Origin of the sequence: Pantoea sp. CTOTU49201 (genome assembly GCF_032054795.1) — a bacterium.
Taxonomy (GTDB): domain Bacteria; phylum Pseudomonadota; class Gammaproteobacteria; order Enterobacterales; family Enterobacteriaceae; genus Pantoea; species Pantoea symbiotica.
Genome location: NZ_DAMBSA010000146.1, coordinates 1 through 10144, shown reverse-complemented (window position 1 = coordinate 10144; position 10144 = coordinate 1). Strand labels below are relative to the sequence as shown.

The window sequence follows — 10144 nt, the reverse complement described above, 5'->3', positions numbered from 1 at the left end:
CAAAGGTCGCCATAAATGGCGACCCTACGAAAATCTCGACAATCGCGTGTAGGGCCGCCATTCATTGCGACCGCTGAAAATGCTGGAAGCGCATTACGCGCACCCAGCATTTTCATTAGAAACGATAAGTCGCCGAGACTGAGAAGTTACGTGGCTCGCCGTACACGATGCCGCCGCTACCGACGTTGGAGTCGTACTCTTTGTCAAACAGGTTGTTGATGTTGGCCTGCAGCGAGACATTTTTAGTGACATCGTAACGTGCGAACAGATCAACCAGCGAGTAGCTGCCCTGGCGTGCGCGCCAGGTGCCATTGCCTTCAGGACCGGTAATATCGGTGTAAGTCTTCGACTGCCAGGTTACGCCACCGCCCAAGGTTAACTCATCCAGCATTGGCAAACGATAGCTGGTAAACAAGTTGAAGGAGGTGCGCGGCAGCTGAGAATTGTAATTCTCGCCTTCGCGATCTTCCGCCACATAACTGGTGCCACCAAAGGTCATCTGCCAGTTATCAGTCAGCGCGCCGTTCACTTCGAACTCTACGCCACGGCTGACAACGCCATTTTTACCTTCGTAGACGGTAATATTGTTGATCGTCTCGCCGGTCGCTTCGCCAACGTTATCCAGTTCGGTGCGGAACACAGAAATAGACGTGGTCAGGCGGCTGTTAAACCAGTCTGATTTCACACCCGCTTCGTAGTTCTTGCCAATCACCGGCGCCAGGAAGGCTCCAGATGCATCCTGATAATCCTGCGGCTGGAACACCGAGGTGTAACTGGCATAGGCGGACCAGTTGTCGTAGAAGTCCCAAATCACACCACCGTACGGCGTGATGTTGTTCTTCTCCATCTCTTCGGTCAGCGTTTGACGATTCCAGTTGGTGTAGCGTGCGCCCAGAATTACATGCAGCGGATCGGCCAGCGAGATGCGCGTTGCCAGATAGGCAGATTTTTGACGCACCAACTGCGTATCCGAAGCCGGTTCACGCGGGTTCCAGTCGGATTCCGGGAAATTACCGTTGTAATCGTAGAAGTTGCCCAGCTGCGCCGGGGAGATGTTGGTCCAGGCGCTGTAATATTTGTTGTCCTGACGGCTGTAATTCACGCCGAACATCAGCTCATGCTGACGGCCAAACATTTCGTAAGGACCGCTGGCGAAGGCATCCACCGCATCCACTTTACGCTTGCCGGTGTTGTAGCCGGTGCCGCCAACCGCGTCATAGTTGTAAAACGCCGGATACTGATTGACCGCAATGCCGGTGTCTTTATTGATATAGCCATCGATATACAGCTGCTTACTGTCGAGGAACATCTCATTGTGCGTGCCGTTAAGCGTGACGTTCCAGCCGTTATCAAAGTTCTGCTGCAGGTTAACAAAGACTTTTTTGTTTTCTTTGTTGTTGTAAGCCCAATCTGGCGCGGTGTTGTAACCACGACGAAGCTTGACTTGTGAACCGTCGGTGTACCAGCGCGGAGAACCGCCCCACATGGTTGAATCGGTATTGACCTGCGAGAACTCATAGCCAACGGATAATTTGGTGGAATCAGTCAGGTCGGCATCAACCACGCCATAGACGAATTTTTTATCTGCGCCGTAGCGTTCAATAAAGCTGTTTCTGTCTTCATAACCTGCTACCAGGCGACCACGCACATTACCTTCGGCGGACAGCGGCGCAGAGAGATCGGCAACATAACGCTGTTTGTTCCAGCTGCCATAGCTGGCTGACACGCTGCCGGTAAACTCTTTGCTATCGGCGTGCTTGCGCACCATGTTGATCGAAGCAGATGGATTGCCTGGGCCCGTCAGCAAGCCGGTAGCACCGCGCACCACTTCTACGCGCTCATACAGCGCCATATCACTCTGCGCATCGCCAAGGTTCCAGCGTGAGGCGAAGGCGGTGGGAATGCCATCGGTCATATAGTTGTCGATCAGAAAACCGCGCGAATAGTAGTTGGTACGATCCATATCGCCCGAGACGCCGTGAATGCCGGTGGTGTTTGCCAGCACATCGTTCAGCGATTGCAGCTGCTGGTCTTCCATACGCTGCTTGCTGACGATCGAAACCGATTGCGGAATATCGCGCGCGGTGAGAGCCATTTTGGTCCCGGCACGCGTCACCGGTACGCTGTAATCCTGTTCCGCCTGCTGTTGCTGGTCCGCGCTAGCGCTGGCATCAACGTTCAGCGTCTGTTCGGTATTGGTGGTCTCTGCTGCCTGCGCGATACCCGACGCAACCATCATAGCCAGCAAAGAGAGACGCAACGCACGCTGAGGCGCATTGCCGGGTTTCCTGACGCGCAAATCTTCGAAAGACATACAATTCCTCGATCAACTTTTCGTTATTTTTTTGCGGCACCGCTGCTGACGTCTGAAAGAGGAACGACAGTAAGGAAGCCGTTAAGAAAGCAAATGAGAAATATACGCATTAAGGTTTACAATGCAAGAAATTGTTACCGGTTTACTGACACTTTTACACTTGGTGAAACGCCTTATTCTTCAACGAGTAATAGTTGATAAGCGTTATTTTCAGGAAGGTTCATGCAAGGATTTTCGGCAACTATGTGAAATTGAACAGATTCCAACATGGTTACCATTTTGATGCGCATGAATGCGCACCCTACGAAAACCTCGCGAAATCGTCGTAGGGTCGCCATTCATGGCGACCTTCCCGCAGACCGCATTAAAATGCTGAATAATGCACCAAGTATTATTCCCATTACTCAAAAACATAACGTGAATAAGCCAAACAGCTTGAAAACACGCCAGCCAATATAAAGAAACGTCTGATCATCCGAATATTTTCCGGACAATTCTGTCTACGACAGATTATTTTAATTTGGCAAAAAATCTCGTAGAATGCGCGGCTTCAAACTTGTCATACAGTAATAAGGATTTATTCATGAGCGATGCACTTAACGCATTGAACAATCTTCGTACGCTGCGTGCCGAAGCACGTAATATTGAGGTCGCAGCATTAGAAGAGATGCTGGAAAAATTCGCCGTGGTAGTCGCAGAACGCCGTGAAGAAGCGGAAGCAGAAACTGCAGCCCAGCGCGAAAAAGAAGAAAAACTGGCGCTGTATAAAGAGATGTTGTTGAAAGACGGTATCGATATTAGTGACCTGGCGCAATTAAATACTCAGGAAAGTAAACCCAAGTCGAAACGCGCCCCGCGTCCTGCGAAGTATAAGTTCATCGATGAACAGGGTAACGAGAAATTGTGGACCGGCCAGGGCCGCACGCCTTCACCGATTAAAGCCGCACTGGAAGCTGGCGGTTCAATGGATGATTTCCTGATTTAATCGGCGTATGCAGTACCGAAGGTGAACAAAAAAACGCAGCACACGTGCTGCGTTTTATACTTATTACTTCTGCGCGTTAATCTGTTTGATATACGCTTTTAAAACGTCGTACACATAATCCTGGCAAGCGATACCGGTTTGCGCATCATACTTACCGTTGTTAGTGATGTTGTTAGATAACACACGAATACCGATAAACGGGATATTAAACAGCGATGAGATCTGCGCAGCCGACGCGGTTTCCATCTCCTCAACGGAGGTGTTGAAGTTCTCATGGAAGAAGCGAATACGGTCCAACTCGCTGTTCCACACATCAGCCGATCCAATCACGCCTTCCACCACTTTGCCTTTAGTGTAGGCCGGCATCGCCTGCTCGGCGGCTTTCATCAGCTGCGGATCGGCGGAAAACTGGCGGATGCTGTGGGCATTTTTATCTTCACCTGCGCTGCCTTTTGACGCCATCAAATCCATCGGTTTCCACTCAACGGAATTACTGCCCGCGCCCTGCAACTTGTGCGGCGTTTTAAACGCGCCGAGGTTGACCGAATATTTGCCCACCACGATGTCATAGACATGTAATGCCGGATCGTGACCGCCAGCGGTGCCCTGATTAATGATGGCTTTCGGTTTAAATTCCACGGCTGCAATCGAGGTTGCCGCCGCGACATTTGACATGCCTTTCAGCGTTTCAGAAACAATCACCGGATAACCATCAACCGTGCCCTGCCAGAAACGCCATTCGCCAATCTGACGCTCTTTAGCATTTTCCAGTTTGGCGGCGAAATGCTCGGCTTCAACCGGCATTGCACCCTGAATAATGATCGGTGCCTGAGAAGTTTCTGTATTTGCCATAGCTTTCAGCGGCGCAAAAATAGCCAGGCCGCTGATTAAAGCGGTATTGAGATTCAAGGATAATTTAGACATGAAATAATAACCGGAAATAATGAAAAAACGCATTATGCGCGATGAAACGCGGGTTGGAAAGTTGTTAATTTACTCATGAAGTTATTGCGATAAGACGCCAGATAAAACCTAAGAATTATCTGGCGAATTCAGCAAGAATTAGCTTAATGCCGCACAGGCCTGCGCAATTCTGCGGCCCGCTTCACGCACCGTTGCAATATCAGTGGCAATTGATAAGCGGAAATAAGGCGATAAGCCGTACGCACTGCCCGCCACGCCCGATACACCGCTCTCCAGCAGATAATTAATCACATCTTGCTCGCTTTCGATCTTCTGTCCATCGGGACGCGTTTTGCCCAATAAACCGGCGCAGCGGCAGAAAATAAAGAACGCGCCATCTGGGTTTAGCACGTCAATTTCCTGCACCGGCTTTAAGAACGCCATAATCGCATCGCGGCGATCCTGATAAGCCGTGCGTTGCGGCGGCAGGAAGTCGAGTCCACCGTTATACGCGGCCACCGCCGCAGCCTGGCTGATCGCGCTGGCACCGGAACTGTTTTGCGACTGCACCACCACCATCGCGTCGATCAAGGCTTTTGGCCCGGCACCAAAGCCAATGCGCCAGCCGGTCATGGCGTAGGTTTTCGACACGCCGCCCACCAATAGAATGCGCTCGGCCAAATCAGGCGCAACATGCAGCAGACTAACGTGTTCACGGCCATCAAACAGAATATGCTCGTAAAGCTCATCCAGCATGATCAGCACATCAGGATTATCGCGTAGCACCGTCGCCAGCGCGGTCAGCTCATCAGCGCTGTACACCATGCCGGAAGGATTGCCGGGATTGTTCAGCACCAGCCAGCGAGTTTTGCTGGTGATCGCCTGCGCCAGTTGCTGCGGCTGCAACTTATATTCCTGCTCGAGGGGACACTCAAGCAGCACCGCTTCGCCGCCGTTGAAACGCACGCTATCCGGGAAGGTCGGCCAATATGGCACCGGCACAATCACTTCATCGCCCTCATTCAGCGTGGCGGCAAAAGCGTTGAAGATGATCTGCTTGGCACCGTTAGCGATGCAAATCTGCCCCAGCTCATAATCCAGCTGGTTCTCATTCTTCAGCTTGGCTATCACCGCTTTGCGCAGTGGCGTGGTGCCGTTGGTTGGCGTGTAGCGCGTTTCACCGGCTTCCATCGCCGCCACCGCCGCCTGACGAATGTGCTGTGGCGTATCAAAATCTGGCTCACCGGTGGTGAGATCGAGAATATCGACGCCCTGCTCTTTTAGCTGACGCGTCAGTTGACGCGCCGCAGCATTGGCAGAGAGCGACACGGACTGCACACGCTTTGATAAGGTGACCATGTTGAGCTCCTGAATGGATTAAGCCACTGGCAAGCCGAGGTTTTCACGCAGCGTGGCGAACTCGTAATCATCACGGAACAGGCCGCGACGGCGTAGTTCCGGAATCACCAGCTCAACGAACAAATCCAGCTGCTCGGACATAATCGCTGGCATGATATTGAAACCATCCGCGCCGCCCTCGTTCAGCCACAGCTCGAAATCATCGGCGATATCTTCAGCGGTACCGACAATCACACGATGTCCGCGTGAACCGGCCGCCACCGCCGCCAGCTCGCGCAGCGTCAGATTTTCACGCTTCGCCATGTCGGTCATCAGTTTGACGCGGCTCTGGTTACCTTCGCCCAGCGGCACTTCTGGCACTGGGCCATCCAGCGAGAACTGGCTGAGATCCATGCTGAAACGTAGCGACAGCTGACGCAGACCATTTTCGATATCCACCAGCGTGTTGAGCTCTTTCCACAGCGCTTTGGCTTCTTCACGCGTGCGGCCAACAATCGGCATCACGCCCGGCATGATCACCACATGATCCGGATTACGTCCAGCGGCAATCACCTGATCTTTCTGTGAACGATAGAAGGTTTGCGCCTCTTCGAGGCTGGCCGCAGCGGTGAAGATCACTTCAGCGGTTTCCGCTGCCAGTTTCTGACCATCGGCGGAGGAACCGGCTTCGATGATCACCGGACGACCTTGCGGTGAGCGGGTGATATTCAGCGGGCCTTGCACCTGGAAGTGCTCGCCTTGGTGGTTAATCGGCTGGATTTTGTCATCAACAAAGTATGCGCCGGTCTCTTTGTTAGGCTGCACCGCGCCCTCTTCCCAGCCGGCCCACAGTTTTTCCGCCACTTCGAGGAATTCACGCGCACGCGCATAACGCTCGGCGTGGTTCGGCATATCGTTGCGACTGAAGTTACGCGCCACATCGGCGGAGAACGAGGTCACCACGTTCCACGCGGCGCGACCACGGCTGATGTGATCCAGCGAGGAGAAGCTGCGCGCCATGGTAAACGGATCGCTGAAAGTGGTGGACGCGGTGGCCGCCAGACCGATGCGTTTGGTGTTGACCGCCAGCGCCGACAGCATGGTCAGCGGCTCAAGGCGCGCCATGGTCGATGGCAGGCGATACATGCTGGTGGCCAGCGCATCGCCGACGAAGAACAGATCGAATTTACCGGCTTCGGCTTTTTTGGCGATGGTGATCAGCCAGTCAATGTCAGTCGGATCGCCGAGCTTTTCCGTCAGGCGCCAGCCGCTGACGTGTTGTCCAACCGGCTGCACGAAAAGGCCTAAACGGATGCGGCGTTGTTGTTGTGAGTTAGCCATTATTTTGTCCTGGTCAATAAAAAGTGGTGCGATTAAAAAGTGTTCTCGGTCGCCAGCAGCGCCTGTTCCAGCGCATCAGCAGAGATGCGGAATGGCAGACGTTCGGCGCTGGCCGCCGGGAATTTGATTTGTTCCGCGATGGTGCGGATCGTCGTCGCACGGTCGCCGGTTAACGGCGCTAAAGTCAGCGGCATGTCGTACTCACGCAGCAGCACCAGCAGATCGGCATCCGGTACGCCGTTATGCTCAATCAGCGACTGCACCAGCAGGCTATAACCCACTTTTTCACCATGCAGCCATTCATGCAGTTCCGGCTGATGCGTCAGACGATTGTGAATGGCGTGGGCAAAACCAGGCGTTGGCAACACATCGCGCACGCTGTTGGCTAATCCGGCCAACACGATATTGGCATCGATGATTTTCACCAGCTCTGGCGTGACAATCTGCTGCTGGTTGGCGGCAACCGCCGCTGGGCCCAACTCACGATAGAGATCCAATGCGCGTTTAGCGGTCATCACTTTGAGATCCAGCGCTAGATCATTGGGATTGTTACGCTGATAAGGATAGAACTCGTAATATTTTGCCAGCGCATCCACGATGCCGGCCTTCAGATAACGCACGTCGCTGCGCGCGATAATCTCGCTATCCACCAGCACTAAATCCGGCATTTTACCCAGCGGCTGACTGCGCACATGGCCGCCCTGCTCATTGTAAACAATCGCCACCGGAGACCAGGCCGCACAGGTCGCGGCAACCGTGGCGAAGTTGATCACTTTGAGATCGGGCAATTGGCTGCCAACCGCTTTCGCCGCATCCAGCACGCGTCCGCCGCCGACTGCAAACAGCAGTTCAGCGCCCTGCTGCTCGACATTTTGCTTCAGGGTTTCAATCGCGGCATCGGTGCATTCACCGGTCAGATACTCTATTTCCCAGCGAATAGCATTGGCTTCAAGGCTCTGGGTTAATTCCGGATTAACCGCCTGCCAGGCGCGAGGAGAAGTAAAGATGCGAATATGGGAAGCGTAAGGTTTGATAAATTCACCGGCGCGCGCACGCAAACCGGATTCATGTGCATATGCACGCGGAGATTTGATCGCTAACACGGCGTCACCCTGATTAAGAATAAGGCTATAACGGATTAAATTAAGATAATTCAGAGGGTTAATACAGAATAGTTATAGCGCTATGTATTTTCTGCATACTACGGTAAATAACGATTTAAGCAATGCAAAAGGGGCGATTTCATTTTCACAAATTCGCATTAGCTTAGTTATTTTTCACATATAGCGGTGAATGGCTTTGCTGTTAATCTGATCTCTTTTGTATGAACGCCTGTTAGGTCGCCATTAATGGCGACCCTACAAAAGCGCATATTTTTCCGGGGATGTCTATGTCACTTGAATTTCGTCAGGTCAGAGAATACGAGGTGGAAACCTATCAGGCGCTGATGCATGCCGCGTATGCGCCAACGCTGGCGCTGGGCATCAAGTTTGATGCCGCCACCGCCGACCTTGCCAAAACACTGCGTCATCTGCAAAGCCACGGTGTTTATGCCCTGTATGCCGATGAGGTGATGGTCTCATCCGTTACCGTACGTTATCCGTGGGGACCGCTGCCCGGCCCGTTTGGCCTGCCGCACATCGGCTGGTTTGGCGCGCACCCCGGTTATCCCGGCAAGCAATATGGCCGTCAGGTGCAGGATCGTCTCGAGCAGGAGATTCTGCTGGGACAATTACGCGCGCCCGCCGTGTCGCTCGGCACCGCCACCAGCCATCCGTGGCTGATCGAGATGTACAAAAAGCGCGGTTTCCAGCTGATGCACACCACCGATCTTGGCAAAGGCCACATTACGCAATATATGAAGAAAGTATTGGATGAAGCCGCCCACGATGCGTGGTTAACGCGCCAGGCGGCGCAACAAGGAGTAAAAGCATGAGCCAATCTCTCGATACCTTAGGCGAACAGCTGATCGCTTTCCGCCACGAACTGCACCGTTTTCCCGAGCTCTCCAATCAAGAGTTTGAAACTACCGCACGTATTCGTCAGCAATTAGAGAAACACCAGATTCGCGTGCTGGATCTGCCGCTCAAAACCGGTTTAGTTGCCGAAATAGGCCGTGAAAACGGACCGCTGATGGTGCTACGTTCCGATATCGATGCGCTGCCGATTGAAGAGCAGTCAGATGTGAGCTTCCGATCTGAACGTCCCGGCGTGATGCACGCCTGCGGCCACGACTTCCACAGTTCGGCGGCGCTAGGTGCGGCGATTCTGCTCAAACAGCAGGAGGATACACTGCCAGGTCGCGTGCGCATTCTGTTCCAGGCTGCGGAAGAGACCGGCCAGGGCGCGCCTGATGTGATTGCTACCGGCGCGCTGGATGATGCGGTGGCGATATTCGGCATCCACAACGATCCGTCGCTGCCGCCTGGCGTGATTGGCAGCAAAGCCGGTCCGTTAACCGCAGCGGTTGATCGCTTTGATATCAGCATCACTGGCATCGGCAGCCATGCGGCCAAACCGCATCAGGGCAATGATCCGATTGTCATTGCCGCGCAAATTGTCTCGGCCGCGCAAACGCTGATCAGCCGTAATGCGCCATCCGGCGATAACGCGGTGGTCTCGATCACCCAGATTCACAGCGGCAGCACCTGGAACGTGATTCCAGATAGCGCCTGGCTGGAAGGCACGGTGCGCTCCTTCTCGCAGGAAACGCGCGAACGTCTGGAGCAGCGCTTCCGTGAAATCGTGCAAGGTATCGGCGCCGCTTTCGCCGCCGAGGTGAAATTCAACTGGCACGCGGGTCCGCCATCGGTGGTAAATGATGCGCATTGGGCGGATTTTGCCTTGCAGCAGGCCAGCGCCAGCGGCTTTGAGGCGCGCGTGGTGGAAGCCAGCCCAATTGGCGAGGACTTCGCGTTCTATCAGCAACAGCTGCCAGGCGCATTCATGATGATTGGCACCGGCGAGCCTTATGCGCTGCACCATCCGGCGTTCCGCATCAATGATGATGTGCTGCTGCCGACGTCACGCTATCTTGCCAATCTGGCGGTCGCGGCTCTAAAGAGCGTGAGCTGATGAACCTAACTGCCGCGCTGGCTGAGCGCATTGTTCACAGCCAACCTGATGACCTTGCACGTGCTGCGGCGCGTGAAGGCGTGCGTGATTTCCTCGCCGTCAGTTGGCCGGTGTTGCAAGGCCAGGTGCCGGACAGCGGTTTACCGGCGCTGCGCAGCGTGTATGGCGACGGCAGTGCGCGATCTCAC

General features: G+C 53.9%; 8 protein-coding genes and 1 pseudogene. 4 read left to right on the top strand and 5 right to left on the bottom strand.

Going from position 1 to position 10144, the window contains the following annotated elements:
- Window positions 1–115: 115 nt before the first annotated feature.
- Entirely contained in the window at window positions 116–2314 is a 2199-nt protein-coding gene (gene fhuE, locus RTY00_RS12035; protein ID WP_312664601.1) for a ferric-rhodotorulic acid/ferric-coprogen receptor FhuE, read from the bottom strand.
- 583 nt (window positions 2315–2897) lie between these two features.
- Here fhuE and RTY00_RS12030 point away from each other — a divergent pair.
- Window positions 2898–3299, top strand: a complete 402-nt coding sequence (locus RTY00_RS12030; protein WP_154156778.1) for an H-NS family nucleoid-associated regulatory protein — start codon at window positions 2898–2900, stop codon at window positions 3297–3299.
- Window positions 3300–3362: 63 nt separating this feature from the next.
- Here RTY00_RS12030 and RTY00_RS12025 read toward each other — a convergent pair whose 3' ends face one another.
- The 4 genes from RTY00_RS12025 to RTY00_RS12010 all read right to left on the bottom strand — a co-directional run bounded on the left by RTY00_RS12025 (window position 3363) and on the right by RTY00_RS12010 (window position 7984).
- A complete protein-coding gene (locus RTY00_RS12025; protein ID WP_312664600.1) occupies window positions 3363–4223 on the bottom strand; it encodes a 5'-methylthioadenosine/S-adenosylhomocysteine nucleosidase in 861 nt (286 codons plus the stop codon).
- 138 nt (window positions 4224–4361) lie between these two features.
- Window positions 4362–5561 (bottom strand): aminotransferase class I/II-fold pyridoxal phosphate-dependent enzyme, encoded by a 1200-nt coding sequence (locus RTY00_RS12020; protein ID WP_312664599.1) that lies wholly within the window; start codon window positions 5559–5561, stop codon window positions 4362–4364.
- Window positions 5562–5579: 18 nt separating this feature from the next.
- The gene (locus tag RTY00_RS12015) at window positions 5580–6881 is read right to left on the bottom strand and encodes an LLM class flavin-dependent oxidoreductase (RefSeq protein WP_312664598.1); all 1302 of its coding nucleotides are present in this window, start codon (window positions 6879–6881) and stop codon (window positions 5580–5582) included.
- A gap of 32 nt (window positions 6882–6913) precedes the next feature.
- Window positions 6914–7984, bottom strand: coding sequence for an iron-containing alcohol dehydrogenase family protein (locus RTY00_RS12010; RefSeq protein WP_312664597.1), 1071 nt, complete (start codon window positions 7982–7984; stop codon window positions 6914–6916).
- Between the two features lie 287 nt (window positions 7985–8271).
- Between RTY00_RS12010 and RTY00_RS12005 the strand changes: the two genes are divergently transcribed.
- The 3 genes and pseudogenes from RTY00_RS12005 to RTY00_RS11995 all read left to right on the top strand — a co-directional run.
- Entirely contained in the window at window positions 8272–8817 is a 546-nt protein-coding gene (locus tag RTY00_RS12005; protein WP_312664596.1) for a GNAT family N-acetyltransferase, read from the top strand.
- On the top strand, window positions 8814–9956 hold the full coding sequence (locus tag RTY00_RS12000) for an amidohydrolase (protein ID WP_061719597.1): 1143 nt from the start codon (window positions 8814–8816) through the stop codon (window positions 9954–9956). Before RTY00_RS12005 ends, RTY00_RS12000 begins: the two co-directional genes overlap by 4 nt.
- Window positions 9956–10144, top strand: a pseudogene (locus RTY00_RS11995) (2-methylcitrate dehydratase); the annotation flags it as partial. The gene RTY00_RS12000 and the pseudogene RTY00_RS11995, both read left to right, overlap by 1 nt.